This window comes from Streptomyces sp. NPDC048659 (genome assembly GCF_040650575.1).
Taxonomy (GTDB): Bacteria; Actinomycetota; Actinomycetes; order Streptomycetales; family Streptomycetaceae; genus Streptomyces.
Genome location: NZ_JBEZHM010000003.1, coordinates 103,076 through 128,898, shown reverse-complemented (window position 1 = coordinate 128,898; position 25,823 = coordinate 103,076). Strand labels below are relative to the sequence as shown.

Sequence of the window (25,823 nt, the reverse complement as noted above, 5' to 3'; positions counted from 1 at the left end):
GCCGCCCGTGAGGACGGTCAGGTGGGAGAAACGGAGCCTCCACTTGTGGGCCGGGCACATAGGTGTCCGGCCGGTCGTTACACAAGGTTAGCAGGACCCGCCGGTCGGCGCGAACCGTACGTCCGCTTATCGTGTGGGCATGAGCGAAACGCCCGACACCGAGTCTCCCGAGACCCCCGACTTCGAAGCCATGACCCGCGACATCGCCGAGGTCCCCGCGGTGGAGGTCATCGTGACCGTCGCCGTCAACCTGATGAGCGCCGCCGCGGTGAAGCTGGGGCTCACCGAGGACGGCGACGAGCACAAGGACCTCGACGAGGCCCGCAAGCTGATCCACGCCCTCGCCGGCCTGCTGGACGCGGGTGTGACGGAGATCTCCTCGTTCCACGCGGCCCCGCTGCGGGACGGCCTGAAGTCCCTGCAGCTCGCCTTCCGCGAGGCGTCCTTCGTCCCGGACGAGCCGGGCCAGGGCCCGGGCGAGAAGTACACGGGCCCCGTGTACGGCTAGGAGCCGACGGACGTCAGTCCTTTACGTAGAAGGGCTCGCCGGGAGGCGTGGCCGAGGCCGGCAGGAGTGCCAGGTCGAGGCCCCGTACCAGGCGGGCCCTCAGCGTTTCGTCGGCGGCCAGCAGCGTGGCGACGCGCTGGGCGGCCTCGGCGGGGGCCGCGTCCCCGGCGAGGACCAGGGCGAGCGTGCCGTCGGCGGTGCCGGGGCCCAGGTGGGCGCGGAGGACGGCGGGCTCGGCGGCGACGGCGGCGCGGACCGCGTCCCGGACGGCCGGGTCGTCCAGCGGGTCCGTGCTGGTGCGCCCCTCGGCGAGGGCGAGCAGGGCGGAGCCGGTCACCTGGTAGGGCACCGGGCCCGCCATGTCGAGGACGAGGGTGTCGGCCTTCTCGTGGACGAGGGCGGCCAGCGCCTGGTGGAGGGGGACGGCGACGGGCCGGGCGGCCGGGTCCCAGAGCGCCAGCGAGGCGATCGAGGTGAAGGCGGGCAGCGCCCGCCGGTCCCCCGCGGTCAGCGTGGGGACGGCCATGTCGCTGGTCTTCTCCCGCTTGAGCCCGGTCTCCGGGTCGGTCTCGACCTCGCCGAGGACGGCGACGACCGGGACGAGCAGCCGGGCGTCCCTCAGCGCGGTGAGGACGGGGCCGTGTGCCGTCCGGTCCTCGGCCCAGGCGGCCAGGGCCGCGTCGAGCCTCGGGTCGGCGGTGCCGTCGTCGTCGGAGAAACCGGGGTCCGGGATGTTCTTGAGCGCCACCCCACGAGCCTAACCGCCCGGCCGGTCAGCGGCTGCGGCTGCCCCGCCACAGGGCGACGGCGGCGGCGAGCAGCAGCACGCCGACCCCTCCGGCGATGGGGGCGAGCAGGCCGAGCGGGCGGCCCTCGTCGGGCTCCGCCTGGGGGCCGGGGCCGAAGTGGCGCCCGGCGAATCCGGTGGTCGCGGCCTTGGGGTCGGCGGCCTTGAGCGCGCCCCCGGCCTCGATGGCGGCGGCCGGGTCGACCGTCCCGTACCCCTTCTGGTCGCTGCGTCCGCCCTCGGGGCGGTTGCGGGCGGTGTCGACGAGGAGCCGCTTGATCTGGGCGGGGGTGAGGTCGGGGTGGGCGGCGCGGACGAGGGCGACGGCGCCGGAGACGAACGCGGCGGCGGCGCTGGTGCCCCAGCCCTCGTAGTAGCGCCGGTCCGGGTCGGCGATGACGATGTCGACGCCGGGGGCGCTGACGGTGGCGTACCAGCGGCTGGTGGAGAAGGAGGCGTGGGTGCCGTAGCGGTCGACGGCGGTCACGGCGATGACGCCGGGGTAGGCGGCGGGGTACGAGATGTGGTCGCCCTTCTCGCCGCCGTTGCCGGCGGAGGCGACGACGGAGACGCCCTTGGCGAGGGCGTACTGGACGGCGGCGTCCTCGCCCGCGTCGGGGTGGGCGGACTCGGAGTCGTCGCCGAGGGAGAGGTTGATGACGTCGGCGCCGTGGTCGGCGGCCCAGCGGATGCCCTCGGCGAGGGCGGTGCCGCGGGTCTTGCGGGCCTTGTCGCGGGCCTTGTCGGCGCCTTCGAGGATCACTCGTACGGGCAGGATGCGGACCTTGGGGGCGACGCCGAGGACGCCGTCCTGGGCTCCGGCGCCGTGGCCGTGTCCGGCGATGATGCCGGCCATGGCGGTGCCGTGGCGGGCCCAGGCGCGGTCGCCGCGGCCGGCGCCGAAGCCGACGAGGTCGGTGCCGGTGAGGACGGAGCCTTCGAGGTCGGGGTGGGTGGCGTCGACGCCGGTGTCGAGGACGGCGACGGTGACGCCCTCGCCGCGGGTGGTCTCCCAGGCGCGGGAGGTGTGCAGGGCGTCGAGTCCCCACTGGCGGGCGCGGATGGTGTCGGCGTACGCGGGGGTGGTGGCCGCGGGCAGGACGGCGAAGGCGGCGGCGAGCAGGGCGGCGGCCAGGGCGCGGGGCCGGGGGCGGTGGTTCACCGGTCGGCTCCGGGGGCGGTGGCGGCGACGGTCTTGCGCAGGGCGCGCTCGACGCCGTCGCCGACGCCCTTGGCCTCGTGGCCGAGGCCGGCCTGGGCGACGGCGGTGGTGCGCTTGGCGGTCATGGCGCGGGCGGCGGGTTCGGCCTCGGCGACGGGGCGGCCGTCGGCGAAGCCGGAGACGGAGGTGACGACGACGGGCAGGTCGGGCAGGACGTGCCGCCACCAACTGCCGCGCTGGGGGGCGCCGAACCGGGCGGCGACGGTGCCGGGGCCCGCGAGGGCGGGCGGCGGCTCGTCCTCGGCGCGGGAGCCGAGGGTGCGCATGGTGTCGGGGTCGGCCTGGGTGAAGACCAGGGCGACGGTGGTGACGTACGAGGCGGTGGCGTCGGTGTAGGTGGCGCGCAGCACGCGGGCGCAGCCGGGCTCCTTGAGGGCGGTGAGCAGGCCGGTGGGGAGGGCGGCGGCGGTGCAGGGCGCGTCGGGGGCGACGACGACGCGGGTCCAGGTGCGGGCGGCGCCGCCGGGTCCGGCGGTGGGGCCGCCGAGGGTGCGCGGGAAGAGGGTGTCGACGGGGGCGTCGTGCCAGAGGGCCTGGGCGCGGGAGTAGCCGGGGGGTTCGGCGGGGGCTCCGGCGCCGCTCTCGGCGAGGACGGCGCCGGCGAGGGCGCCGCCGATGAGGCCGATGCCGAGGACGGCGCAGCCGGCGGCGGCGAGGACGCGTCCGGTGCGCCGGTCCTGGACGGGGCGCAGCCGGGTGGTGGTCTCGGCGGGGAGCTCGTCGGGCAGGGCCCAGCGGTCGACGCCGCCGTAGGGGTGCGGGTCGGCGGCGGGAGCCGGGGGTGCCGGGCGGGCCGGGGCGGCGGGGTGCGCGGGCGGGACCGGGCGGAGGCGGGTGGTGGTCTCGGCGGCCGGGAGCGGGCGCACGGGGCCGGGCGACGGCGGGGCGGCGTGCGGGGGCCGGGCGGGGGCGGCCGGGAGCGCGGGTCCGGCCGGGAGCGGCGGCGCGGGCGGCCGGTGCCGGGGGGCCGGGGGCGCGGGCGGCCCGGCGGGGGCGGCCAGCGGCGGCCGGGCCGGGGCGGCCGGGGGCTCGGCGGGGGCCGGCGGGGTGGGGCGCGGCGGCTTCGGCGGGGGGCCGGGGCGGTCGGGGGGCAGGAGGGCGTCGGTGATGCGGGACGCGGGTCGCTGCGGCTCGGTGCTCATCCCCGTCCCCCTGGTACCCCTGATCGTTCCGTCACAGCGATGGCGGCCACTCTACGGGCAGTTCCCTCCGGGGCGGGAACCCAGGGGCTACCCACGTGTAAACCGGTCTGGCAAGCTCGGGCCATGACTCCCCGTGCGGCTGACCGTGCCCGTTTCGACCGGGCGACCGCCTCGCTCGACGCGCCCCTGGCCCTCGTCGATCTGGATGCCTTCGACGCGAACGCCGACGATCTCGTGCGGCGGGCCGGCGGGAAACCGGTGCGGGTGGCGAGCAAGTCGGTGCGGTGCCGGGCGCTGCTGGAGCGGGTGCTGGCCCGGGACGGGTTCGCCGGGATCATGGCGTTCACGCTGGCTGAGTCGTTGTGGCTGGCGCGGGCGGGGTTCGAGGACGTGCTGCTGGCGTATCCGTCGGCGGACCGGGCCGGGTTCGCTGAGCTCGCGGGGGACGCGAAGCTCGCGGCGGCGGTGACGGTGATGATCGACGACGTGGCGCAGCTGGAGCTGATCGACGCGGCGCGGGCGGGCGGCGCGGAGGAGGTGCGGGTCTGTCTGGAGCTGGACACCTCGCTGCACCTGCTGGGGGGCCGGGTCCGGTTCGGGGCGCGCCGTTCGCCGCTGCGGGAGCCGGCCGAGCTGGCGGAGCTGGCCCGTTCGGTCGCGCGGCGGCCGGGGTTCCGGCTGGTGGGGCTGATGGCGTACGAGGGGCATGTGGCGGGGGTCGGGGACGCGGTGGCGGGGCGTCCGCTGCGCTCGCGGGCGGTGCGGCTGATGCAGGCGGCGGCGCGCCGGGAGCTGGCGGCGCGGCGGGCGGCGGTGGTCCGGGCGGTGCGGGCGGTGGCGCCGGAGCTGGAGTTCGTGAACGGCGGCGGCACGGGCAGTGTGCAGCACACGGCGGCCGAGGACGCGGTGACGGAGGTCGCGGCGGGTTCGGGGCTGTTCCAGCCGCGGCTGTTCGACGACTACGCGTCGTTCTCGGGGCGTCCGGCGGCGCTGTTCGCGCTGCCGGTGGTGCGCCGGCCGGGGGTGGGCGTGGTGACGGTGCTGGGCGGCGGTTATCCGGCGTCGGGGGTGGCGGGCGCGGACCGGTCGCCGGTGCCGTATCTGCCGGAGGGGCTGCGTTTCGACCCGCAGGAGGGTGCGGGCGAGGTGCAGACGCCGCTGCTGGGCTCGCCGGCCGACGATCTGCGGATCGGCGACAAGGTGTGGTTCCGGCACGCGAAGGCCGGCGAGCTGTGCGAGCGGTTCGACACCCTGCACCTGGTGTCGGGTGACCGGGTCACGGCCGCCGTCCCGACGTACCGGGGCGAGGGCCGGACCTTCCTCTAGCCTCCCGGGGAGGTCAGTACACGCTGTCCTGCTGGTCGGCGATGACGCTGCCGTCGGTGCGGCGGACGGGGGCGGGGGTGCCGTCGGGGGCGGTGTAGCCGGTGGTGGCGCAGGGGTAGGCGGTGGTCTTGCGCTTCTTGGGCTCGATGAACATGGGGTTGACGAGCCAGCGGCCGTCGCCGTTGTCGTAGGCGCGGCACATGAGTTCGTTCTTGTTGCGGTTGAGGACGAGCCGCAGTCCGGTGGCGTCGCGCAGGAACGAGATGTCGGTGTCGGAGTCTCCGGCGGCGAGGACCTGGCGGCGGGCGGGGGGCTGGACGCGTTCGGCGGCGGGGCCGCGGACGCCGAAGATCTCCTGGTTGATCCAGCAGCGCTTGCCGTCGATGTAGGTGATCATCCGGTCCTCGCCGTCGCGGACGGTGCCGCAGCCCTTGAGGTGGCTGGTGAGGCGGCCGTGCTCGGTGGTGTTGCGGATGCCGAGGGCGTGGTCGGGGGCGACGCCGACACCGCCGGCCCACACGTCGACGACGGGCTCGGGCGAGGCGGAGACGATCCACACGTCGAAGCCGGCGCCCTTGAGGGCGCGGATGAGGTCGCGCTGCTGGTCGTAGTAGCGGACCCAGCCGGTGACCTGGGAGCTGCCGACCCGCTGAGTGGCGCCCTGCGGCGCGGCGAGGTTCTCGGCGCGGGCGGCGGCGGCGAAGGAGTTCACCTGGCGGGTGGTCCAGCCGTGCAGGAGCTGGGCGAGCCAGGCGTACTGGGGCTCGATGCGGCGGTGGTCGTAGCCGTCGAACGCCTTCTTCCCGCCGGTGGTGGTGCCGTTGCCGTAGACGGCGAGGAGTTCGTCGGCGCAGCGGGTGTCGGTGCTGGTGGGGAGGGTGCGGACGGCGGTGGGGCAGGCGGCGCCGAGCGCGGTGGCGGCCTCGGGGGTGAGGTAGCGGCTGGTGGTGGACCAGTCGCCGTGGCGCGGGGGCCGGACGCGGTCGTTGCGGAGCAGCCAGTAGAAGGTGGCGTCGCCGACGTCGTTCTTGATGACGGTGTTGTCCCAGTCGAAGACGGCGACGGGCTTGGTGCCCTTGCCGCCCTTGTCGCCCTTGTCGGCTGTGGTGCGGCAGTGGTCGGCGATGAGCTTGTCGAGGCGTGCCTTGTTGTCGCCGTACCAGCCTTCGGTGACGGTGAGTCCGGCGCAGGCACGCGGGGCGCGGGGCTCGTGGGGCGCGGCCTGGGCGCCGGCGGCGGGCAGCAGGCCGGTCGCGGCGAGGGCGAGGGCGGCCGTGACGGCGGGGGTGCGGAGCTTGTTGGTCATGAACACTCTCCTGGGTGTACGCACGACAGCCGGGCGCCTCGCGACGCCCGGCTGTCGGGGGGATGGATGACGGGTGAACGCTTAGAGCGGGGTCACGTACGCGCCGGAGAGGCCGCCGTCGACGAGGAAGTCGGCGGCGTTGACGAAGGAGGAGTCGTCGCTGGCGAGGAAGGCGACGGCGGCGGCGATCTCGTCGGCTTCGGCGAAGCGGCCGACGGGGATGTGGACGAGGCGGCGGGCGGCGCGCTCGGGGTCCTTGGCGAACAGCTCCTGGAGGAGCGGGGTGTTGACGGGCCCGGGGCAGAGCGCGTTGACGCGGATGCCCTCGCGGGCGAACTGGACGCCGAGTTCGCGGGACATGGCGAGGACGCCGCCCTTGGAGGCGGTGTAGGAGATCTGGCTGGTGGCGGCGCCCATGAGGGCGACGAAGGAGGCGGTGTTGATGATGGAGCCCTTGCCCTGGCGGCGCATGTACGGGAGGGCGGCCTTGCAGCAGAGGTAGACGGAGGTGAGGTTGACGTCCTGGACGCGCTTCCACGCCTCAAGGCCGGTCTCCAGGATGGAGTCGTCGTCGGGGGGCGAGATGCCCGCGTTGTTGAAGGCGATGTCGACGGAGCCGTAGGTGTCGAAGGCGGTCTTGAACAGGGCCTCGACCTCGTCGGGGTCGGTGACGTCGACCTTGACGAAGGTGCCGCCGACCTCGTCGGCGGCGGCCTTGCCGGCCCGCTCGTCGATGTCGGCGCAGACGACGTTGGCGCCTTCGGAGGCGAGGCGGCGGGCGGTGGCGAGGCCGATGCCGCTGCCGGCTCCGGTGATGACGGCGGTGCGGCCGACGAGGCGGCGGCAGATGGTCTCGTTGGTGCTCACAGTGCGGGGCCCTCCGTGCTGATGAAGACGTTCTTGGTTTCGGTGAAGGCGGTCAGGGCGTCGGGTCCCAGTTCGCGGCCGAGTCCGGACTGGCGGAAGCCGCCGAACGGGGTCCAGTAGCGGACGCTGGAGTGGGAGTTGACGGAGAGGTTGCCGGCCCGGACGGCGCGGGAGGCGCGCAGGGCGCGGCCGACGTCGCGGGTCCAGATGGAGCCGGACAGGCCGTAGTCGGTGGCGTTGGCGAGGCGGACGGCGTCGGCCTCGTCCTCGAAGGGGAGGACGACGGCGACGGGGCCGAAGACCTCCTCGACGGCGCAGGGGGCGTCCTCGGGCAGGCCGGTGAGGACGGTGGGCGGGAACCAGAAGCCGGGGCCTTCGGGGGCCTTGCCGCGGATGACGTCGGCGCCGGGGGTGGCCTCGGCGGCGGTGACGTACGAGCGGACGCGGTCGAGCTGGGCGCGGGAGATGAGGGGGCCCATCTGGGTGCGCTCGTCGAGGGGGTCGCCGACGACGATCTCCTCGATGGCGGGGGTGAGGAGCTCCAGGAAGCGGTCGTAGACCTCGCGCTGGACGAGGATCCGGGTGCGGGCGCAGCAGTCCTGGCCGCTGTTGTCGAGGAAGGACATGGGGGCGGCCGCCGCCGCTGCCGCCAGGTCCGCGTCGGCGAAGACGATGTTGGGGCTCTTGCCGCCGAGTTCGAGGGTGAGGCGCTTCACCTGGTCGGCGCAGCTCGCCATGATGGACTTGCCGACGCGGGTGGAGCCGGTGAAGACGATCTTGGCGATGCCGGGGTGTTCGACCAGCGCGTTCCCGGCGATCGGGCCTTCGCCGGGGAGGACCTGGAAGAGGCCCTCGGGGAGGCCGGCCTCCAGGGCGAGTTCGGCGAGCCGCAGGGCGGTGAGCGGGGTGGTCTCGGCGGGCTTGAGGATGACGGCGTTGCCCGCGGCGAGGGCGGGGGCGGTGGCCCAGGCGGCGATCGGCATGGGGAAGTTCCAGGGCGCGATGACGCCGACGACCCCGAGGGGTTCGAGGATCGTGATGTCGAGGCCGCCGGGGACGGGGATCTGGCGTCCGTTGAGGCGCTCGACTCCCCCGGCCGCGTAGTCGAGCAGGTCGCGGACGTTGCCGGCCTCCCAGCGGGCGTTGCCGAGGGTGTGGCCGGCCTCGGTGACCTCCAGGAGGGCGAGTTCCTCGACGTGGGCGTCGACGGCGGAGGCGAAGCGGCGCAGGATCCGGGCGCGTTCGGCGGGTGCGGCGGCGGCCCAGGAGCGTTGGGCGGCGGTGGCGCGGGTGACGGCGGTGTCCACGTCGGCGGGGGTGGCGGCGGGGACGGTGGCGACGACCTCCCCGGTCGCCGGGTTCAGTACCTGGAGCAAGTCTTTCCTCACATGCGTTCGAAGGAGCGGCGCAGTTCCCAGTCGGTGATGGCGGCGTCGTACGCGTCGAGTTCGACGCGGGCCATGTTGCGGTAGTGGGCGACGACCTCGGGGCCGAAGGCGGCCTTGGCGATCTCGCTGTTCTCCCAGAGTTCGGCGGCCTCGCGCAGGGTGGTGGGGACGTGCTCGTACGCGGCGGTGTACGCGTTGCCCGCGCAGGCGTCCGGGAGTTCCAGGCCCTGTTCGACGCCGTGGAGTCCGGCGGCGACGAGTCCGGCGACGGCGAGGTAGGGGTTGACGTCGCCGCCGGGGAGGCGGTTCTCGAAGCGCGTGGAGCGGCCGTGGCCGACGACGCGCAGGGAGCAGGTGCGGTTGTCGAAGCCCCAGGCGACGGCGGTGGGGGCGAAGGAGCCGGGCTGGAACCGCTTGTAGGAGTTGATGTTCGGGGCGTAGAGGAGGGAGAAGTCGCGGAGGGCGGCGAGCTGTCCGGCGAGGAAGTGGCGCATGACGTCGGACATGCCGTCGGGGCCTTCGCCCGCCATGACGTTGACGCCGTCGGCGTTCTGGAGCGAGAGGTGGATGTGGCAGGAGTTGCCCTCGCGCTCGTTGTACTTGGCCATGAAGGTGAGGGAGCAGCCCTCCTGGGCGGCGATCTCCTTGGCGCCGGTCTTGTAGACGGCGTGCTGGTCGCAGGTGATCAGGGCTTCGTCGTACTTGAAGGCGATCTCGTGCTGGCCGGGGTTGCACTCGCCCTTGGCGGACTCGACGGTGAGGCCGGCGCCGGCCATCTCGTTGCGGATGCGGCGCAGCAGGGGTTCGACGCGTCCGGTGCCGAGGACGGAGTAGTCGATGTTGTACTGGTTGACGGGGGTGAGGCCGCGGTAGTTCGCGTCCCACGCCTGCTCGTAGGTGTCCTTGAAGACGATGAATTCGAGCTCGGTGCCGACGTGGGCGGTGAGGCCGAGGGCGGCGAGGCGGTCGAGCTGGCGGCGCAGGATCTGGCGGGGGGCGGCGACGACGGGGGTGCCGTCGTTCCAGGCGAGGTCGGCCATGACCATCGCGGTGCCCTCGTTCCAGGGGACGCGGCGCAGGGTGGAGAGGTCGGGGTGCATGGCGAAGTCGCCGTAGCCGCGGTCCCAGGAGGACATCTCATAGCCGTCGACGGTGTTCATCTCCGTGTCGACGGCCAGAAGATAGTTGCAGCCCTCGGTGCCGTGGCCGAGGACCTCGTCGAGGAAGAAGGGGGCGGCGAACCGCTTGCCCTGGAGGCGTCCCTGCATGTCGGGGAAGGCCAGGACGACGGTGTCGATCTCGCCGCTCGCGACGAGGGCTCGGAGCTCGTCGACGGCGAGCGGGGGTGTGCGGTCTGCCACGGGATTGACTCCTCCTTGGGCCTGCCGGAAGCCATAAGGTATTGCTCAGGACCATTGCTTGGGAAGGGGAAACAGCGAGGTGACCCAGACGAATGAATCGGCTGACCGGTTGACGCCGGTGCTGCGGCCGGTGCGCGCGGGCAACGGCTTCGAGGAGGCGCTGGAGCAGATCCTGCAGATCGTCCGGCTCGGCCTGGTGCCGGGCGGCGAGCGGCTGCCGGCCGAGCGGGAGCTGGCGGACCGGATGGGGATCAGCCGGGTCACCCTGCGCGAGGTCCTGAAGGTGCTCCAGGAGCAGGGGCTGGTGGAGAGCCGGCGCGGGCGGTACGGCGGGACGTTCGTGCTCCGGCGCCCGCAGACCGCCGACGAGGCGGAGCTGCGGCGCCGGATCGCGGCCGTGGACGTGGAGGACACGCTGCGCTTCCGCGAGGTCCTGGAGGTGGGCGCGGCCGGTCTGTGCGCGGCGCACGGCCTGGCCGAGGAGGGGGCCGGGCGGCTGCGCGCGGCGCTGGCGGCCACCCATGACGCGCCGCTCGGCGACTACCGGCGGCAGGACACGCTGCTGCACCTGACGCTCGCCGAGCTGTCGGGTTCGCCGACGCTGACCGCGCAGTACGCGGCGGTCCGGGCGACCGTCAACGACCTGCTCGACTGCATCCCGCTGCTGGTGCGCAACCTGGAGCACTCGCAGCACCAGCACACGGCGCTGGTGGAGGCGGTGCTGGACGGGGACGCGGACGCGGCGCGCGAGGTGATGCGGGAGCACTGCGCCGGGACGGCGGCGCTGCTGCGCGGCTTCCTGACCTGACGGGGGCGGCCCCCGCCACGTAACCGGAAAGTAACGCACGGGGCTTGCGCCGCCCGCTTGTGCGACGCAAAGGTATGGCACCAATCCATTGGGAACCCTTGCGGGGAGCTGACCGCCGCCATGACGCTGGACGACACCTCAGGCACCAAAGGCACCACAGGAAGCACCACCGACGACTACCTCGCCCGGCGCGCCCTGCGCCGGGGCAGCGCCGGCTGGCTGCTGCTCACCGGGCTCGGCGTCGCCTACGTCGTCTCCGGCGACTTCTCCGGCTGGAACATCGGCCTGTCCAAGGGCGGCTTCGGCGGCCTGGCGATCGCGACCCTGCTGATGGGCGCGATGTACGCGTGCCTGGTCTTCTCGCTCGCCGAGCTCTCCGCCATCCTGCCCACCGCGGGCGGCGGCTACGGCTTCGCCCGCCGCGCCCTCGGCACCTGGGGCGGCTTCCTCACCGGCACCGCGATCCTCATCGAGTACGTGCTGGCGCCCGCCGCCATCTCCATCTTCATCGGCGACTACGTGGAGTCCCTCGGCCTCTTCGGCCTGGAGTCGGGCTGGCCGGTCTACCTGGTCTGCTTCGCGCTCTTCATCGGCATCCACCTGTGGGGCGTCGGCGAGGCACTGCGCTTCAGCCTGATCGTCACCGCCGTCGCGGTGGCGGCGCTGGTCGTCTTCGCGCTCGGCGCGCTGAGCGACTTCCACGTGTCGGGCCTCAACGACATCCCGGTCGACGAGGGCGCGCTCGGCGCGAACTCCTGGCTGCCGTTCGGGCTGCTGGGCATCTGGGCCGCGTTCCCCTTCGGCATGTGGTTCTTCCTCGGCGTCGAGGGCGTGCCGCTGGCCGCCGAGGAGGCGAAGGACCCGGTGCGCTCGATGCCCCGGGCGCTCGCCCTGTCGATGGGCGTCCTGGCGCTGCTCGCGGTGGTCACCTTCTTCGCGGCGACCGGGGCGCGCGGCTCCGCCGCCATCCAGGAGGCCGGAAACCCGCTGGTGGTGGCGCTCCAGGGGGACGGGGAGCCGACCGCGCTGAGCCGCTTCGTCAACTACGCGGGGCTCGCGGGCCTGGTCGCCTCCTTCTTCTCCCTCATCTACGCGGGCTCCCGCCAGCTCTTCGCGCTCTCCCGGGCCGGCTACCTGCCCCGCTTCCTCTCCCTCACCAGCCGCCGCAAGTCGCCGTACCTGGGGCTGCTGATCCCGGGCGCCCTCGGCTTCGCGCTCGCCGCCGGGACGGGGAACGGCGCCCGGATGCTGAACATCGCGGTGTTCGGCGCCACCATCTCGTACGCCCTGATGGCGCTCTCCCACATCGTGCTGCGCCGCCGGGAGCCGGGGCTGGCCCGGCCGTACCGCACCCCGGGCGGGCAGCTCACCTCCTCGGTGGCCTTCGTGCTGGCGCTGTCGGCACTGGTGGCGACCTTCCTCGTCGACAAGGACGCCGCGCTCATCGCCCTCGGGGTCTACGTGATCGCCCTGGCCTACTTCGCGTTCTACAGTCGCCACCACCTGGTGGCGAGGGCGCCGGAGGAGGAGTTCGCCGCGCTGGCGGCGGCCGAGGCCGAGCTCGAACGCTGAGGGCGGCGGCCCCGGGGCCGCCGCCGACCTGGAATCCGTACCGGAAGAGGAGCCCATGCCCAAGCCGCTCATCGGCGTGACGACCTATCTGGACCAGGCCCGCTGGGGGGTGTGGGACCTGCCGGCGGCGCTGCTGCCGGCCGCCTACCCGCGGCTGGTGCAGGCGAGCGGCGGCCTCGCGGTGATGCTGCCGCCGGACGACCCCTCGGCCGCGGCGGAGACGGTGGCCCGGCTCGACGGCCTGGTCGTCGCGGGCGGGGCCGACGTCGAGCCCGTACGGTACGGGGCCGAGCCCGACCCGCGGACCGGGCCGCCCGCGCGGGCCCGGGACTCCTGGGAGCTGGCCCTGATCGACGCCGCGCTCGCCGCGGGCACCCCGCTGCTCGGGATCTGCCGGGGGATGCAGCTGCTCAACGTGGCCCTCGGCGGCACCCTCGTGCAGCACCTGGACGGGCACACGGGGCCGGTCGGCGTCATGGGCCGCCACCCGGTCGAGCCGGTGCCCGGCACCCGGTACGCCGCGCTGGTCCCGGAGCGGACCGAGGTGCCGACGTACCACCACCAGTGCGTGGACATCCTCGGCAAGGGGCTGACCGCCGCCGCCCACGCGGCGGACGGCACGGTGGAGGCGGTCGAACTCCCGGGCCCCGGCTGGGTCCTCGGGGTGCAGTGGCACCCCGAGATGGGCGAAGACCTGCGGCTGACGCGGGAGTTGGTGGCGGCGGCTAGCCGGCCGCGCTGACGCCCGGCCCGGCGGGGGCGGCGGGGATCCGGCCGCGCATGAGGACGGCGTACAGGAGCGCCGAGACCGCCATGCCGGCCGGGAGGGTCAGGTCCACTCCCCCGAGGGCGTGCGAGACGGGGCTGGTGTAGACGGTGTCGACGCACAGCGCCGCCGCCACGGCCCCGCCGAGCACGGCCAGCGCGCCCGCCGGGTTGACACCGGCCGTGTACCAGAAGGCGCTGCCGTGGCTCTCGTCCATGAGGGCCCGGCCGTCGTAGCGGTTGCGGCGCAGCAGGATGTCCATGGCGTACACGGTCATGGCGGGGCCGAGCAGGATGACGGTCAGCTCCAGGACGTTGCTGACGGTGTCCAGGAAGTTGGAGACCAGCAGCGCGTAGAGGGTGAGGGAGACCGCGACGGTGCCGTCGGCCAGGACGCTCACCGAGCGCCGGATGCGCAGGCCGACCGCCTGGAGCGCGAGGCCCGCGCTGTAGGCGGTCATCGCGTTGATGGCGATGGTGCCGAGGACCAGCGAGAGCAGGAAGACCGGTGTGAACCAGCCCGGCAGCATGGTCTGCAGGGCCGTCTGCGGGTCGGTCATGTCGACGACGGTGGCGGCCAGCGCGCCGAGCGAGCAGACCACGACGCTGGGCAGGAAGCCGCCGAGCGCGGTCCAGCCGACGACCGCCCGCTTGGAGGTCGTGACCGGGAGATAGCGGGAGAAGTCGGCGCTGGTGGTGTACGACAGGGGGCCGGCGGCGATGAGGGTGACGCCGCCGATCAGGGCCGCCCACAGGGCGCCGCCGGTCAGCGGGGTGTCGGGCGTGTAGCCGAAGTCGGCGTGGCGCAGCACCGCGTAGCCGACGACCCCGAAGGCGGCGGCGAGCGCGATGGTGATCGGCAGGTAGAGCCGGATGATCAGGGCGTGCCCGTAGACGCCGATGGTGAGGGTGGCGGCGGCGATGAGGAGCACCACGACGATCTTGACGCCGGTGCCGGCGTGTATGCCGGTCTTCTCGACCAGGGCGAAGGCGGCGCCGGCCGCGGCGGCCAGGTTCAGGGCGAAGTAACAGACCGAGATGGTCCAGCCGGTGACCGCGTTGTTCACGCGGTTGCCGCGCACCCCGTACAGGGCCCGGGTGATCACCTCGCTGGGCGCGCCGGCGGCGGGGCCGGAGACCGCGAGGACGCCGGTGAGCAGCCAGAACAGGTTGCCGACGACGATCACGCCGAACGCCTGCCAGAGGCTGAGCCCCATGAGGACGAGGGCGCCGCCGATGACGAGGCTGAGGTAGTTGACGTTGGCGGCGGCCCAGACGGAGAAGAGCTCGCGGGGGTGCCCGTGGCGGTCCTCGTCGGGGATGTGGTCGATGCCGTGGGACTCGATCCTGGTGGGCCGGTCCGCCTCCGGCCGCGCGGCGGGGGCGCTGGCGCGCGGGTCGGGGAACGTGGAAGCCATGCGGCCCTCCGTATGAACGTGTCGTGCACACCTCGTTGCTTATTGGTCGCACACTCAATAGCATCACCGTTATGTCGTCAAGCGTTCAACTCAAACGAGTTCGCAAATCTCCCGAGGCCCGCCGGGCCGAGATCGTGGAGGTCGCGGCCAGGGTCGCCCTGACCGAGGGCCTCGAATGCGTGACCCTGCGGCGCGTCGCCGAGGAGCTCTCCGTACGGCCCGGCCTGATCAGCCACTACTTCCCCTCCGCGGAGGAGCTGGTGGCCGAGGCGTTCGCCGTCGCGGCCCTGGGCGAGCTGGAGTCCCTGCTGCCCGCCGAGCGCGCGGACGGGACGCCGACGCACTACCTCGCGCGGTACTTCGCGCTCTCGGCGGGCGAGGCGTACGACGACATCAGCCGCCTCTGGATCAACGCCCGCCACCTCAGCCGCTACCGTCCGGTCCTGCGCGACCGGGTCACCGAGATGGAGCTGGCCTCCGACGACCGGCTGGAGGGCCTGATCCGCGAGGGTGTCGAGCGCGGCGAGTTCCGCACCGACGACTCCCGGGCCGCCGCCATCCAGATCCTGGTGGTCCTGGACGGCCTCGGCTCCCACGCGAACTCCGACCGCACCGACCGCCCGGCGGTGGTGAGCCGCATGGCCGTCACGACGGCGGAGCGCGAACTGGGGCTTGAGCGGGGGGTGTTGGGGGCCTAGACGCCCTGCGGGGGTTCGCTGGATCCGGCCTTGTCCGGCCCGTCCGCCGCGTACGTCGTGTCCGGCGTACGCGGCGTGCTCAATGTGCTCAATGTGCTCAATGCACCTGTCGTGCTCGACATCTTTTCTTCTGCCCGTACCACCTCCCTCCTGGAGCCCCTGTGCGCACGCGCCTCGTCCTGTCCTCCGCCCGGCTGCTCGACCCCGGCACCGGCGGCTTCCTGCCGCAGACCGCGCTCGCGGTGTCCGAGGACGGCCGGATCTCGGCGCTCGGCGACGACCGCGAGATGCGCGGCCTCGCGGACTCGGCGACCGAGGTGGTCGACCTCCAGGGGGCCGTGGTCACCGCCGGGCTCGTGGACGGGCACCTGCACCCGGTCAGCGGAGCCGAGCTGACCGACGGGCTCGACCTCTCGCACTGCGCCGACGTGGCCGGCGTACGGGCGGCGCTGGCCGAGGCGGTACGCGAACTGGGGCGCGGCGACTGGCTGTTCGGCTGGGGCCTCGACCCGAACGTGTTCGGCGACGCCCCCGTGGGCATCGCCCCCTTCGACACCGTGCTCGACGGGATCCCGGCCTTCCTGCTCCTCTTCGACGCGCACTCGGCGCTCGCCAGCCGCCGGGCGCTGGAGCTGGCCGGGGTGGACGGGCCGCGCACCTTCGACCAGGCGTCGGCCGAGGTCGTCTGCGACGCGGAAGGCCGCCCGACCGGCCTGCTCCAGGAGGACGCCGCCTGCGAGCTGGTCGAGCGGGTCGCCCCGCAGCCGACGCGCGAGGAGCGGCGAGAGCGACTCGCGGCGGCGCTGCGCGCGATGGCGGCGGCCGGTCTGACCGGCGGGCACGTGATGGACGCGAACGGCGAGAGCCTGGAGCTGCTGGGCGAGCTCGACGCGGCGGGCGAGCTGCCGCTGCGGCTGCGGGTGGCGCCGTGGTGCCAGCCCGGCACGGACGCGGAGGGCGTACGGGAGCTGATCGCGCGGCAGGGCACCGGCGGGGCGCTGTGGCGGGTGGACGGCGTGAAGCTGTTCATGGACGGCACCATCGACAACGGCACGGCGTGGCTGGAGCGGCCCGACTGCCACGGCGAGTCCACGCACGCCTTCTGGCCGGACCCGGCCGCGTACACCCGGATCATCGGCGAGCTGCACCGGGCCGGGGTGCCGACGGCGACGCACGCGATCGGCGACGCGGCGGTGCGGCACGCGCTGGACGCGGTGGAGCGGGCGGCGGCCTCCGGCGGTCCCGCGGTGCGGCACCGGGTCGAGCACATCGAGACGGTGCCCGACGACACGCTGCACCGCTTCGCGGAGCTGGGCGTGCTGGCCTCGATGCAGCCCACGCACTGCTGCGACTTCACGCGCGCCGACCACACGGACAACTGGTCGCGGCGGCTGGGCGAGGAGCGGGCCTCGCGCGCCTGGCGCTGCCGGGACCTGTGGGACTCGGGGGCCACGGTGGTACTGGGCTCGGACTGGCCGATCGCCCCGTTCCCGCCGCTGGGAGTGCTGGCCGGGGCCCGGCACCGGCGCCCGAGCCGCGACCTCGGCCAGCCGCCGCACGGGCCCGAGCAGGCGCTGACGGGCCTGGAGGCGCTGCGCGCGATGACGGTGAACGCGGCGTACGCGGCGGGCGAGGAGCACGAGGCGGGCGCCCTGGCCGTCGGGCACCGCGCGGACCTCACCGTCCTGGCGGCCGACCCGGTGGCGACCCCGGCGACGGAGCTGCCGGACGTTCCGGTGCTGCTGACGGCGGTGGACGGCCGGATCACGTTCCGCGCGGAGACGACGGGCTGAGCCCGGATCGTCCCCCCTCGCCGGATCGTCCCCCGCCAGCTAGCCTCGCGCCGGCTAGCCCCGCGCCCGCGTCAGCGACAGCAGGTCGCGGGCCGGGCCGGTGGGGCGGTGGCCGGTGGGCCAGACCGCGCGGAGGTCGCGGCGGAGCAGCACGCCCGCGACGGGGATCGCGGCCAGCCGGCGGGAGGCCAGCTCCTCCGCGATGGCCAGCTCGCTGAGGACGGCGGGGCCCGCGCCGGAGACCGCCGCCGCCTTCACCGCCGTCGTCGAGGCGAGCTCCAGCAGCGGCTGGGCCAGCCCCCCGTGGGCGGCGAGGGCCGCGTCGAGGACCTGCCGGGTGCCCGAGCCGTGCTCGCGCAGGATCAGCGGGGTCGCGGCGAGCTCCGCCGGGTCCAGGGGCTCGCGCCGGCGCGCCCAGGGGTGCGAGGGCGCGGCGACGACGATCAGCCGGTCGTGCGCGACGACCGCCCCGTCCAGGCCCTCCGGTATCGCCAGGCCCTCCACGAAGCCGAGGTCCGCCTCCCCCGAGAGCAGCCGTTCGGCGACGGCTGCGGAGTTCCCGGCCTGGAGGGAGACGGCGGTGTCGGGCCGCCCCGCGCGCAGCGCGATCAGCCAGCCGGGCAGCAGGTACTCGGCGATCGTCATGGACGCGGCGACCCGCAGCCGGGAGTCCCGGCGGCCCCGCAGCGCCTGGACACCCGCGTCGAAGGCTTCCGCGGCCTCCACGATCCGGCGCGCCCAGTCCGTCACGAGCACCCCGGCGTCGGTGAGCCGCGAACCGCGCGGGGAGCGGTCGACGAGGGCGACGCCGAGCTGGCGTTCCATGGAGCGGATCCGGCTGCTGGCGGCGGGCTGGGTGATGCCGACCTCGCGGGCGGCCCGGCCGAGGCTGCCGTGCCGGGCGACGGCGAGGAGCAGTTCGAGCGCGCCGAGGTCGGGGACCCGGTGGGACAGGGGGTGCGGGATGTCGTGCGGCTCGCTGCTCATAAAGGCAGCTTATGGGTTCATAGTCGCGATGTCCCTGGTGGGGGGCGTGTGGCGGAGAGACGCTGGAGTCATGGCAACCATCACTCCCTCCTCTCAGGCCCCTCAGGCCCCTCAGGCCGGTCAGGCCGGTCAGGCCCACCGGGCCCCTGGCGCCGGCGCCCCCGGCGGCCGGTGGTCCTCGGTCCGTCACCTGGGCCCCAACTGGTACGCCTCCGTGATGGGCACCGCCATCGTCGGCACGGCGGGAGCGAGCCTCCCGGTCGACGTCCCAGGGCTGCGGACCGTGTGCACCGCGTTCTGGGCGCTGTCCCTGGCCATGCTGCTGACCCTGCTCACCGCCCGCTCCCTGCACTGGCTCCACCACCGGGACCAGGCCCGCGCGCATCTGCTCGACCCGACGATGGCGCCCTTCTACGGCTGTCTGTCGATGGCGCTGCTCGCGGTCGGCGGCGGCGCGCTGGTCGTCGGCCGGGACTGGATCGGGCTCACGGCGGCCATCGCCCTCGGCAGCGTGCTGTTCGTCGCGGGCACGGTGATCGGACTGGCCGCCGCGGCCGGGATCCCGTATCTGATGGTGGCCCGCCACCACATAGAGGGCGCCACCCCGGTGTGGCTGCTGCCCGTGGTGGCCCCCATGGTCTCCGCCGCCGTCGGCCCCCTGCTGGTGCCCCACGTGGCGGCCGGGCAGGCACAGGAGACGCTGCTGCTGCTCTGCTACGCGCTGTTCGGTGTCAGCCTGCTGGCGACCCTGGTCATGCTGCCCCTGGTCTTCGGCCGGCTGGTCACCCACGGGCCGCTGCCCCTGGCGCTGACCCCCACCCTGTTCCTGGTGCTCGGCCCCCTGGGCCAGTCGACGACCGCCGCCAACAAGTTCGCCGACACGGCCCCGGGCGTGCTGCCCGAGCCGTACGCCCACGGCTTCGCCGCCTTCGCGGTGCTGTACGGCGTCCCCGTGATGGGCTTCGCGCTGCTGTGGCTGGTGTTCGCCGGGGCGCTGGTGGTGCGGGCGCGCCGCCGGGGCATGGGCTTCGCGATGACCTTCTGGGCCTTCACCTTCCCCGTCGGCACCTGCGTGACCGGCGCCGAGGGCCTGGCCCAGCACACCGGGCTCGCGCTGTTCCGCTGGCTGGCGGTCGGGCTGTACGCGCTGCTGGTGGCCGCCTGGCTGGTGGCGGCGGCGCACACCGCGCGCGGGCTCTTCAGCGGAGCGCTGCTCGCAGCACCCGGGGCGCCTCGGCCAGTGACGGCCCGTACCAGGTGAGGTGGCGTCCGTCGACGAGCGCGGCGGCGGCCCCGGGGAACGCCTCGGGGCCGTCCTCGCGCGTGAAGCGGTACGGCTCGTCGGGGAGGACGACGAGCTCGGGCGCCGCCGCGTTCAGCTCGTCGAGCGGGATGCGCGGGTAGCGCTCGGGGTGGTCGGCGTAGAGGTTGCGGACGCCGAGGCGGGCGAGCAGGTCGCCGGCGAAGGTGTCGCGGCCGAGGACCATCCAGGGGCGGCGCCAGACCGGTACGACGGCGGTGCGCGGCGGCTCGTCCGGGGCGACGTCGGCCCAGGCGGCCTCGGCCGCGTCGAGCCAGCGGGGCCGGGCGCGCACCCCGCAGGCGGCGAGGACCCGGTCGAGTTCGGCGAGGGCCTGGCCGAGGGTGCGGATCTCGGTGACGAGGACGTCGAGCCCGGCGGCGCGCAGCGTGTCGAGGTCCTCGGCCCGGTTCTCCTCCTCGTTGGCGATCACCAGGTCGGGGCGGAGGGCGGCGACGGCGGCCGGGTCCGGGTTCTTGGTGCCGCCGATCCGCACGGCCCCGCCGAGGTCGGCGGGATGGCTGCACCAGTCGGTGACGCCGACGAGGGTGCCGGGCGGCGCGGAGACGGCGACGGCCTCGGTGAGCGAGGGGACGAGCGAGACCACCCGGGTCCCGGTCATGCCTCCGCGGCCTCGATGTGGTCGGCGACGGAGACGAAGACGAGCCGGGTGCCGGGGAGGGTGGCCCGCCAGCGGTGCCGCACCCCGCCGGAGAGGTAGAGGGTGTCGCCGCGCCCGAGGCGGTACGCGCGGCCCTCGGCCTCGATCTCGGCGGCGCCGTCGGCCACGTACAGCAACTCGTCGTTGCGGTGCAGGAATTCGCGGCCCGCGTCCTGCTCGCCGGTGAACTCCAGGGCCTGGAGCTGGTGCCGGCCGCGGACCAGCGGGCGGACGCCCGGGGGCATCTCCCACAGCTCCTCGTCGGAGCGGACGACGTCGACCGTGCGGGCGGCCTCGGCGGCGGCGAGCAGTTCGGCGGCCGTGGTCTCCAGGGCCTGGGCGACGAGCTGGAGGGAGCGGTCGCTGGGGCGGGCCCGGTCGTTCTCGACCTGGCTGAGGAAGGGCACGGACAGGCCGCTGCGCTGGGCGACGACGGCCAGCGTGAGCGAAAGCGCCCTGCGGCGCCTCTTGACGGCCGCGCCCACGCGCGGCGACTCCTTGTCGTCCATGTCGGTCCCCTCCCTCGTGTCCCGTGGCTTACGCGTACTGGTCGGTCAACTGAACCTTACGCAGCTTTGGGCCGGGGTTTCGCGTCGTGGCGAAAAGGTGTGGTCGCCGAACACGTTCGGCGACCACACCTTTTCGGAGCGGAGTCATGGGGCCGGGCCACAGGGTCCGCGCGCGGCATGTCACCGCGCGTCACGCCACGTCACGGCGGGGCGATTGCGCGGAGCTATTGCGGGGCGAGCCGCTCCGCGAGGCCGGGGTTCCGGTCGAGCCAGGTGCGCACGGCCTGCTGCTCCTTGCCCTTGCCGGTCTCCTGGATGACGGCTTCGAGGCCGGTCAGTTCCTTCTCGCTGAGCTTGAAGCCCTTGAGCCAGGCGCCGACCTCGGGGTTCTCGGCGGCGAAGCCCTTGCGGGCCAGGGTGTGGACGCCGTCGCCCTTGCCCCAGGCGCCCGCGGGGTCCTGGAGCTTCTTGAGGTCGTACGCCGAGTAGGCCCAGTGCGGCGACCAGAGGGTGACGACGATCGGCTCCTTCTTGTCGTACGCGCGCTTGAGTTCGGCCAGCATGCCGGGGGTGGAGCCGTCGACGACCTTGTACTCGCCGGCCAGGCCGTACTCCTTGAGCACCTTGTCGTTGAGGAGCCCCATCATCCCGGCGCTCGGTTCGATGCCGACGATCCGGCCCTTGAACTGCCCGGCCTTGCCCTTGAGGTCGGCGAGGGAGTTCACGTCCTTCACGTACGAGGGGACGGTGAGCTCCAGGGAGGTGGGGCCGTACCAGGAGCCGAGATCCTCCAGGTCGTTCTTGTACCGGTCCCAGTACTGGGCGTGGGTGACGGGCAGCCAGGAGTCGGTCTGGAAGTCGATCTGGCCGCCGGCGAGGCCGGTGTAGAGCGCGCCCGCCTCCAGCTGCTTGGCGTCGACCTCATAGCCCCGGCGCTCCAGGAGCTCCTTCCAGAGGTACGTGGAGGCGATGGCCTCGTCCCAGGGGATGTAGCCGATGCTGATCTTCTTGCCGTGGCCGGTGTTCGGACCCGAGGCGGAGGTGGAGGAGGCGCCGCCGGAGCCGAGGAAGCCCATGCCGCCGGCGACGAGGGCCAGGACGACGACGCCGACGAGGGCGGTGACGGGCTGCGGGCGGTGGTCCCACAGGCGCGCTCCCGCGCGGGCGGCGCTCGCGGCGCGGGCCTTGGCGAGGGCGCGGCGGCCCAGCGGGGAGACCTGGCGGCCGAGGGCGCCGGTCATCCGGTCCAGGTACATGGCGAGGATGACGATGGAGATGCCGGCCTCGAAGCCGAGGCCGATGTCGACGTTGCCGATGGCCCGGTAGACGGCGCCGCCGAGCCCGCCGCCGCCGACCATGCCGGCGATGACGACCATGGACAGGCCGAGCATGATCACCTGGTTGACGCCGGCCATGATCGTGGGCAGCGCGAGCGGCAGCTGGACCCGCAGCAGGGTGTTGCGCGGGGTGGTGCCGAAGGCTTCGGCGGCCTCGACGAGCTCGCCGTCGACCTGGCGGATGCCGAGCTCGGTCATGCGGACGCCGGGCGGCAGGGCGAAGACGATGGTGGCGATGATGCCGGGGACGACGCCGACGCCGAAGAAGATGATGCCGGGGATGAGGTAGACCATCGCCGGCATGGTCTGCATGAAGTCCAGGACGGGGCGCAGCACGGCGCTGACGGTCTTGGAGCGGGCCGCCCAGATGCCGAGGGGTACGGCGATGAGCAGGGTGACCAGGGTGGCGACGAGGACCAGGGAGAGCGTCGCCATGGCCTCGTCCCACAGCTGGATGGAGTCGACGAGGGCGAAGCCGGCAAAGGCGAGGACTCCGGCGGTCAGGCCGCGCAGCCACCAGGCTGCGATCGCGAGGATGCCGGCGAAGAGCAGCGGCTGGGGCGCCGACAGGACGGCGTCGATGCCGTCGTAGAGGCCGGTGACGGCGGTGGTGATCGCGTCGAAGAGCCAGGAGAGCTGGGCCTGGAGCCAGTCGACGGCGGAGTCGACCCACTCGCCGAGGGGGAGTCTAGGCATGGGTGCTCGCCTCCCGCTCGGTCCGCTCGGTGTCGTTGGCGCTGCCCATGGCGGCCAGCAGGAGGTCCTGGGTGACGACGCCGAGAACGGTGCCGTCGGCGTCCTCGACGGCCACGGGGTGCGGGGTGAGCGCGGAGACGGCGCACAGCTCGGCGAGGAGCGTGTCGGGGGCGACGGCGCGGCAGGAGCAGTCGGCGGGGCAGTCGCCGGGACCGACGGCGCCGTCGGTCATGACGGCGGCGGCGGTGAGCACCCGGGTGCGGTCGACGTCCTGGATGAAGGAGGCGACGTAGTCGTCGGCGGGGCGGACCAGGATGTCCTCGGCGGTGCCCAGCTGGACGATCCGGCCGTCGCGCATGACGGCGATGCGGTCGCCGAGGCGCATGGCCTCGTTGAGGTCGTGGGTGATGAAGACGATGGTCTTCTTCAGCTTCTGCTGGAGGACGAGGAGCTGGTCCTGCATGTCGCGGCGGATCAGCGGGTCGAGGGCGCTGAAGGACTCGTCCATGAGCAGCAGGTCGGCGTCGGTGGCGAGGGCGCGCGCCAGGCCGACGCGCTGCTGCATCCCGCCGGACAGCTCGTCGGGCCAGGAGGACTCCCAGCCGGCGAGCCCGCACAGGTCGAGGGCCTCGGCGGCGCGCTTCTCGCGCTCCGCGCGGGAGACGCCCTGGACCTCCAGGCCGTAGGCGGCGTTCTCCAGGACGCTGCGGTGCGGGAAGAGCGCGAAGTGCTGGAAGACCATGCTGATCTTGCGAGAGCGGACGGCGCGGAGCTCGCGCGGGGAGAGCGCGGTCAGGTCGGCGCCGTCGTACAGGACGCGTCCCGCGGTGGGTTCGAGCAGGCCGTTGAGCATCCGCAGGAGGGTGGACTTGCCCGAGCCCGAGAGTCCCATGACCACGAAGATCTGGCCGGGTTCGACGGTGAAGGAGGCGTCCACGACGGCTGCCGTGGTGCCGTCGGCGCGCAGCGATTCGCGGTCGGCGGCACCGTCCTCGGCGGCGAGTTCGCGGACGGCTTCTTCGGGTCGCCTGCCGAACACCTTGTACAGGTGGTCGGCTTGGAGCGTGGACACATTCACCTCACGGGTAGCGACGAGAAACGGCCCGCCACCCCCGCAGCGGCCGGGCCGTTGGAGCGGGGCGGGATCGGTCCGCGCGGCCCGTCGCGTACGCCGTTCCGTCTCCGGAGGGCGTACCGGGTCCGCTCCGGGCTGGCGCCTGCCCCGGCCCTTATGGGGCAAACACGAAGGTGACCGGGGTCACTCGGGGGCGCTGTCGGTGGGGTGCGGCATGATCGGTGTGTGACCCGACGCCTGATGCTCCTCGACACCGCCAGCCTCTACTTCCGCGCGTACTTCGGCGTGCCGGACTCGGTCCGCGCACCCGACGGGACGCCGGTGAACGCCGTGCGGGGGCTGCTCGACTTCATCACCCGGCTCGTCCAGGACCACCGCCCGGACGATCTGGTGGCCTGCTGGGACGACGACTGGCGTCCGCAGTGGCGGGTGGACCTGATCCCCTCGTACAAGGCGCACCGGGTGGCGGAGGTGACCGAGTCGGGGCCGGACGCGGAGGAGATCCCGGACACGCTGTCGCCGCAGGTGCCGGTGATCGAGGAGGTGCTGGCGGCGCTGGGCATCGCCCGGGTGGGCGCCGAGGGCTTCGAGGCCGACGACGTGATCGGGACGCTGACCGCGCGGGCCGCGGGCCCGGTGGACATCGTGACGGGCGACCGGGACCTGTTCCAGCTCGTGGACGACGCGCGGGGGGTGCGGGTGCTGTATCCGCGCAAGGGCGTCGGCGACTGCGACCTGGTGGACGACGAGCTGATCCTGACGAGGTACGGGGTGCGGGCCGACCGGTACGCGGACTTCGCGGCGCTGCGCGGGGACGCGAGCGACGGGCTGCCCGGGGTGAAGGGCATCGGCGAGAAGACGGCGGCGCAGCTGATCACGGAGTACGGGGACCTGGCGGGCGTCCGCGCGGCCGCGGCCGACCGCACCTCGAAGCTCACCCCGGCGAAGCGGCGGGGCATCGTGGAGGCGGCGGAGTATCTGGACGTGGCGCCGACGGTGGTCCGGGTGGCGACGGACGCGCCGCTGCCGGAGTTCTCGGCGGCGCTGCCGGCCGCGCCGCGGGATCCGGCGGCGCTGGCCGCGCTGGTGGAGCGGTGGGGGCTCGGCGGGGCGGTGGGACGGCTGCTGCCGGTGCTGGCGGCGAAGGGCTGAGGGCCCCCTGGAGCGGCCCCGCCCGGAGTGCTAACTTAGGCAAACCTAAGTTTTTGGACCGTTCACGGGGAGACCGCAGTGGCAGAACAGCCCGCACGCAAGGCGCCGAAGGCCCACGAGGCCCAGGTCGTGCGCACCGAGCGGATCACCCCGCACATGGTGCGCCTGGTCCTCGGCGGCCCGGGGCTCGACGCCTTCGAGGTCGGCGAGTACACCGACCACTACGTGAAGCTGCTCTTCGCGCCCGAGGGCGTGAGCTATCCCGAGCCGTTCGACATGGAGCGGATCCGCGCGGAGTTCCCGCGCGACCAGTGGCCGACGACCCGGACGTACACGGTGCGGGCCTGGGACCCGGTGCACCGGGAGCTGACCATCGACTTCGTGGTCCACGGCGACGAGGGCCTGGCGGGCCCGTGGGCGGCCGGGGCGCGGGCGGGCGACACCGTGCGCTTCCTGGGCCCGGGCGGCGGCTACGCGCCGGACGGCGCCGCCGACTGGCATCTGCTGGTGGGCGACGAGAGCGCGCTGCCCGCGGTGGCGGTGGCCCTGGAGCGGCTGCCCGAGGGCGCGGTCGTGCACGCCTTCCTGGAGGTCGCGGACGCGTCCGAGGAGCAGAAGTTCGCGACGGCGGCCGGTGTCGAGGTCACCTGGCTGCACCGCGGCGACCGCCCGACGGGCGCGGCGCTCCTGACGGCCGTGCGGGACCTCGACTTCCCGGCGGGCGAGGTGCACGCCTTCGTCCACGGCGAGGCGGGCTTCGTGAAGGACCTCCGCCGCCACCTCCGCATGGACCGCGCGGTCCCGCGCGAGCGCCTGTCGATCTCGGGTTACTGGCGCGCGGGCAAGACGGACGAGGCGTGGCGCGCGATCAAGCGCGAGTGGAACGACCAGGTGGAGCGGGAGCAGGAGAACTGAGGCCCGCGTGATGGGCGCGTGACGGCTGCCTGATGACCGCCCGATGACCGTCTGATGCCTGGGTGATGCCCGGGTGACCGGATAACCGGACATCTGGATGACACCACCCGAAGGGGCGGGAGCGAACAGCTCCCGCCCCTTCGGCGTGGGCGGGGGGCGTGGCACGCGATCCGTGCCGGTGAGTCCAGTCCAGGTCAGTCCAGCCCAGTCCAGGTCAGGTCAGATCAGGT

Annotated in this window: 23 protein-coding genes; 10 read left to right on the top strand and 13 right to left on the bottom strand. The window is 74.0% G+C overall.

Annotation, left to right across the window (positions count from 1 at the left end):
- Positions 1-139: 139 nt before the first annotated feature.
- Positions 140-508 carry a DUF1844 domain-containing protein gene (locus AB0C99_RS03840; RefSeq protein ID WP_132914599.1) on the top strand — a complete coding sequence of 123 codons (369 nt, stop codon included), beginning with the start codon at positions 140-142 and terminating at the stop codon, positions 506-508.
- Positions 509-521: 13 nt separating this feature from the next.
- On the opposite strand, the gene AB0C99_RS03835 is transcribed toward AB0C99_RS03840, so the two are convergent.
- The 3 genes from AB0C99_RS03835 to AB0C99_RS03825 are packed head-to-tail and all read right to left on the bottom strand — an operon-like array spanning position 522 to position 3,659.
- Entirely contained in the window at positions 522-1,256 is a 735-nt protein-coding gene (locus AB0C99_RS03835) for an SseB family protein (protein ID WP_362468847.1), read from the bottom strand.
- A gap of 25 nt (positions 1,257-1,281) precedes the next feature.
- Positions 1,282-2,457 (bottom strand): type VII secretion-associated serine protease mycosin, encoded by a 1,176-nt coding sequence (gene mycP, locus AB0C99_RS03830; RefSeq protein WP_362468845.1) that lies wholly within the window; start codon positions 2,455-2,457, stop codon positions 1,282-1,284.
- Positions 2,454-3,659: a hypothetical protein gene (locus AB0C99_RS03825; protein WP_362468843.1), complete on the bottom strand. Its 1,206-nt coding sequence runs from the start codon at positions 3,657-3,659 to the stop codon at positions 2,454-2,456. The genes mycP and AB0C99_RS03825 overlap by 4 nt, the downstream gene beginning before the upstream one ends.
- 123 nt (positions 3,660-3,782) lie before the next feature.
- Here AB0C99_RS03825 and AB0C99_RS03820 point away from each other — a divergent pair, with 123 nt between their 5' ends.
- Positions 3,783-4,985: an amino acid deaminase/aldolase gene (locus AB0C99_RS03820; RefSeq protein ID WP_362468842.1), complete on the top strand. Its 1,203-nt coding sequence runs from the start codon at positions 3,783-3,785 to the stop codon at positions 4,983-4,985.
- 13 nt (positions 4,986-4,998) lie between these two features.
- On the opposite strand, the gene AB0C99_RS03815 is transcribed toward AB0C99_RS03820, so the two are convergent.
- The 4 genes from AB0C99_RS03815 to AB0C99_RS03800 all read right to left on the bottom strand — a co-directional run bounded on the left by AB0C99_RS03815 (position 4,999) and on the right by AB0C99_RS03800 (position 9,907).
- Positions 4,999-6,291: a haloacid dehalogenase-like hydrolase gene (locus AB0C99_RS03815; RefSeq protein ID WP_362468840.1), complete on the bottom strand. Its 1,293-nt coding sequence runs from the start codon at positions 6,289-6,291 to the stop codon at positions 4,999-5,001.
- Between the two features lie 81 nt (positions 6,292-6,372).
- Entirely contained in the window at positions 6,373-7,158 is a 786-nt protein-coding gene (locus AB0C99_RS03810) for a 3-oxoacyl-ACP reductase (RefSeq protein WP_362468838.1), read from the bottom strand.
- Positions 7,155-8,534 (bottom strand): aldehyde dehydrogenase family protein, encoded by a 1,380-nt coding sequence (locus AB0C99_RS03805; protein ID WP_362468836.1) that lies wholly within the window; start codon positions 8,532-8,534, stop codon positions 7,155-7,157. Before AB0C99_RS03805 ends, AB0C99_RS03810 begins: the two co-directional genes overlap by 4 nt.
- 8 nt (positions 8,535-8,542) lie before the next feature.
- Entirely contained in the window at positions 8,543-9,907 is a 1,365-nt protein-coding gene (locus AB0C99_RS03800) for a glutamine synthetase family protein (protein ID WP_362468834.1), read from the bottom strand.
- A 79-nt stretch (positions 9,908-9,986) separates the two neighbouring features.
- Between AB0C99_RS03800 and AB0C99_RS03795 the strand changes: the two genes are divergently transcribed.
- The 3 genes from AB0C99_RS03795 to AB0C99_RS03785 all read left to right on the top strand — a co-directional run bounded on the left by AB0C99_RS03795 (position 9,987) and on the right by AB0C99_RS03785 (position 13,029).
- Positions 9,987-10,715 carry an FCD domain-containing protein gene (locus tag AB0C99_RS03795; RefSeq protein ID WP_362468832.1) on the top strand — a complete coding sequence of 243 codons (729 nt, stop codon included), beginning with the start codon at positions 9,987-9,989 and terminating at the stop codon, positions 10,713-10,715.
- Between the two features lie 120 nt (positions 10,716-10,835).
- The gene (eat, locus tag AB0C99_RS03790) at positions 10,836-12,287 is read left to right on the top strand and encodes an ethanolamine permease (protein ID WP_362468830.1); all 1,452 of its coding nucleotides are present in this window, start codon (positions 10,836-10,838) and stop codon (positions 12,285-12,287) included.
- 55 nt (positions 12,288-12,342) lie between these two features.
- Positions 12,343-13,029 (top strand): gamma-glutamyl-gamma-aminobutyrate hydrolase family protein, encoded by a 687-nt coding sequence (locus AB0C99_RS03785; protein WP_362468828.1) that lies wholly within the window; start codon positions 12,343-12,345, stop codon positions 13,027-13,029.
- Here the strand turns inward: AB0C99_RS03785 and AB0C99_RS03780 are convergent.
- On the bottom strand, positions 13,013-14,470 hold the full coding sequence (locus AB0C99_RS03780) for a cytosine permease (protein WP_362468826.1): 1,458 nt from the start codon (positions 14,468-14,470) through the stop codon (positions 13,013-13,015). The genes AB0C99_RS03785 and AB0C99_RS03780 overlap by 17 nt on opposite strands.
- Positions 14,471-14,541: 71 nt before the next feature.
- Here AB0C99_RS03780 and AB0C99_RS03775 point away from each other — a divergent pair, with 71 nt between their 5' ends.
- Together AB0C99_RS03775 and AB0C99_RS03770 are read left to right on the top strand one after the other, a co-directional pair.
- On the top strand, positions 14,542-15,168 hold the full coding sequence (locus AB0C99_RS03775) for a TetR family transcriptional regulator (protein WP_362469094.1): 627 nt from the start codon (positions 14,542-14,544) through the stop codon (positions 15,166-15,168).
- A gap of 161 nt (positions 15,169-15,329) precedes the next feature.
- Positions 15,330-16,961 (top strand): amidohydrolase, encoded by a 1,632-nt coding sequence (locus AB0C99_RS03770; protein WP_362468824.1) that lies wholly within the window; start codon positions 15,330-15,332, stop codon positions 16,959-16,961.
- Positions 16,962-17,015: 54 nt separating this feature from the next.
- Here AB0C99_RS03770 and AB0C99_RS03765 read toward each other — a convergent pair whose 3' ends face one another.
- Positions 17,016-17,948, bottom strand: a complete 933-nt coding sequence (locus AB0C99_RS03765) for a LysR family transcriptional regulator (protein ID WP_362468822.1) — start codon at positions 17,946-17,948, stop codon at positions 17,016-17,018.
- A gap of 70 nt (positions 17,949-18,018) precedes the next feature.
- Here AB0C99_RS03765 and AB0C99_RS03760 point away from each other — a divergent pair, with 70 nt between their 5' ends.
- The gene (locus AB0C99_RS03760; protein WP_362468821.1) at positions 18,019-19,209 is read left to right on the top strand and encodes a TDT family transporter; all 1,191 of its coding nucleotides are present in this window, start codon (positions 18,019-18,021) and stop codon (positions 19,207-19,209) included.
- Here AB0C99_RS03760 and AB0C99_RS03755 read toward each other — a convergent pair.
- The 4 genes from AB0C99_RS03755 to AB0C99_RS03740 all read right to left on the bottom strand — a co-directional run bounded on the left by AB0C99_RS03755 (position 19,148) and on the right by AB0C99_RS03740 (position 23,523).
- Positions 19,148-19,870 carry a helical backbone metal receptor gene (locus AB0C99_RS03755; protein WP_362468819.1) on the bottom strand — a complete coding sequence of 241 codons (723 nt, stop codon included), beginning with the start codon at positions 19,868-19,870 and terminating at the stop codon, positions 19,148-19,150. The two genes, AB0C99_RS03760 and AB0C99_RS03755, sit on opposite strands and share 62 nt — an antisense overlap.
- A complete protein-coding gene (locus AB0C99_RS03750; RefSeq protein WP_362468817.1) occupies positions 19,867-20,418 on the bottom strand; it encodes a helix-turn-helix domain-containing protein in 552 nt (183 codons plus the stop codon). The genes AB0C99_RS03755 and AB0C99_RS03750 overlap by 4 nt, the downstream gene beginning before the upstream one ends.
- A 224-nt stretch (positions 20,419-20,642) precedes the next feature.
- Positions 20,643-22,451, bottom strand: a complete 1,809-nt coding sequence (locus AB0C99_RS03745) for an ABC transporter permease/substrate binding protein (protein ID WP_362468815.1) — start codon at positions 22,449-22,451, stop codon at positions 20,643-20,645.
- Positions 22,444-23,523, bottom strand: a complete 1,080-nt coding sequence (locus AB0C99_RS03740) for a glycine betaine/L-proline ABC transporter ATP-binding protein (protein ID WP_362468813.1) — start codon at positions 23,521-23,523, stop codon at positions 22,444-22,446. The genes AB0C99_RS03745 and AB0C99_RS03740 overlap by 8 nt, the downstream gene beginning before the upstream one ends.
- A gap of 243 nt (positions 23,524-23,766) precedes the next feature.
- On the opposite strand from AB0C99_RS03740, the gene AB0C99_RS03735 reads away from it, so the two are divergent.
- Both AB0C99_RS03735 and AB0C99_RS03730 read left to right on the top strand, forming a co-directional pair.
- Positions 23,767-24,678 carry a 5'-3' exonuclease gene (locus AB0C99_RS03735; protein WP_362469091.1) on the top strand — a complete coding sequence of 304 codons (912 nt, stop codon included), beginning with the start codon at positions 23,767-23,769 and terminating at the stop codon, positions 24,676-24,678.
- A 78-nt stretch (positions 24,679-24,756) separates the two neighbouring features.
- The gene (locus AB0C99_RS03730; protein ID WP_362468811.1) at positions 24,757-25,593 is read left to right on the top strand and encodes a siderophore-interacting protein; all 837 of its coding nucleotides are present in this window, start codon (positions 24,757-24,759) and stop codon (positions 25,591-25,593) included.
- Positions 25,594-25,823 lie beyond the last annotated feature (230 nt).